The sequence below is a fragment of the Synechococcus sp. H70.1 genome, assembly GCF_047502705.1.
Classification (GTDB): domain Bacteria; phylum Cyanobacteriota; class Cyanobacteriia; order Thermostichales; family Thermostichaceae; genus Thermostichus.
On the sequence record NZ_JANSIV010000015.1, the window covers coordinates 1 to 1,895 of the forward strand.

Genomic DNA, 1,895 nt, shown 5'->3' on the forward strand with positions numbered 1-1,895 from the left:
GCCGAAATTGGCGGAACTGAAGAATCCGAAAGAGTTATCAATGCAGAGAAAGAAAGGCCAATCGGAGGCTGGTTTGCTGCCGCTGGACATTGAACGGAAATGACCCCTGTGGATGTGTCAAAAAAGAAGGGAGGATTAGGTGCTGGCTCGGCTTTGAAAGTGAGTGGGCTTTTAACAGCGCCAGTAATGGTAACAGTTGGAGGCGCAGTGAGCTTCAAGTTAAGGTTAGTGCTACACTTCAAGGAAGTATCCTTATACTCAATTGCAAGAGTGGCGGGTGGTGGAGTCGGCAGAGCTTTGATTGCAACAGGGATCACAGCACTGAGGTCGGCAGTCAAGAAGTTGGTAGCCGTCGTCAGCGCGGGATTGAGCTTGATGGTCACTGATCCGGCAGCTTCGCCAGGCGTCAGGCGAACAACCTCGAATTCCTGAGGTCCCTTGTTGCCTTCCTTGAAGACCAGCGTGCTGGTCGAAATAGCAAACGACGCCCCTGGAACAAAAGGATTGGGAGTTCCACTCACATCCAACACAACCTGCCCACCAATCGGAGCAACTGGATTAAGGCTGACCGCTACTTTAGCAGAAGTGCCAACTGGCTGCTTATCATCAAAGGTGATGGACTCGGGATCAACGGTAATGCTAGGCGGCTCTTGCTGCTTTAAGGTCACCGGCACGGCAACATTCACGCTGCCCACCGGATAATTGGCAGCGGTTGTGGCCGGGTCGCGGGTAACTGTGATGGTGGCATTGCCCTCCTGTGTAGCCGGGATCAAACGAGTCAGCACAACCTTAGGTGTATCCGGGGATCCCGGTGGAAGGACAACTGTTACGAACGAGGCGGCTGTTGTGGAAACGCCCACCACCTGCGGGTTGCTGCTTTCTACCTTCAACACCAAGCTGCCGTTGGCCGGAGGAGCAGACGGCGTAAGCGTGAGAGTTTTTATAGAGCCAACAGTCGTCCCTGAGTCAAACGTAACTTCTGCTGGATCAACGCTAACTGTTTCAACAGGGAAGGGAGTGGGGGGAGGAGGAGGGAAAGGGGTAGAAGGAGCCGGAGTTTCTGCCTTGATGGTGGGGAGAGGAATAGGAGAGGGGATTGGAGGAATGGTTGGGGCTGCAACGGGAGTTTGGATAACAATTGTGGGAGCCGGCAAAGGGATCCCTGGTGGTGCTATGGGAGGTAGGCCCACCTCGGTACCACCAGTGGGCACGCTAGGAGTCTGAGGCGGAATGATCGGTCCAGGGACAAAGCTGGTGGCGTTCTTGTCCTTGGCTTGCTGGCAGCCAACCAAGCTGGCTGTGGTGAAGAAAACAGCGCCTACACTGCCCAAAGCCCGCGACCAATTCTTTCTAATCCTGATCCTCTTCACGTTCATTTCCTGCCACCCTCACTTACCAAAATAGGCATCACAAATCTGGCTAAAGTCGTCATCACAGGTTAGCCACTAGTTAACCACCAGATTGATGGGAGGAGCTGCGCTGGGCGGAGTCTGATTGTTCGACACAAACAGCAGCGGCAAGGTGTAGATCCCGGGAGCTGTTGCCTGAATAGAAACATTGACCTCGCAAGTGGCACCTGCCGCTAAGACTCCGCCTGAAAGACTAATGATCCTCGTCCCAGGTAAGGCACCAAGAACTCCTCCGCAAGTATTTGGATCAGCAAGGCCGGCGGGGGTGGAAGGATTAGCAACAACCAGCCCCTCAGGCAAGATTGCCTGGAAGTTCAGACCACTCAAGGGAATGGCTCCAGCCACTCGGTTATCGACCACAAAAGTGAGAGTAACAGGCGTGTTGACCGGCGCTGGATTGGGCAGTAAGAAGCGGGTAAACGAAGGCGACGGCCCTACAGGAACCGGCGTCGGAACAGGGGTAGGGCCTGAAGTCGGCGTAGGTAC

Annotated in this window: 1 protein-coding gene and 1 pseudogene; both read right to left on the reverse strand. The window is 54.6% G+C overall.

Going from position 1 to position 1,895, the window contains the following annotated elements; translation table 11 throughout:
* The coding region (locus NW827_RS01085; RefSeq protein WP_414503232.1) for a hypothetical protein at positions 1-890 on the reverse strand (890 nt) is incomplete at its 3' end.
* Positions 891-1,445: 555 nt separating this feature from the next.
* Positions 1,446-1,895 (reverse strand): annotated as a pseudogene (locus NW827_RS01090) (hypothetical protein); the annotation flags it as partial.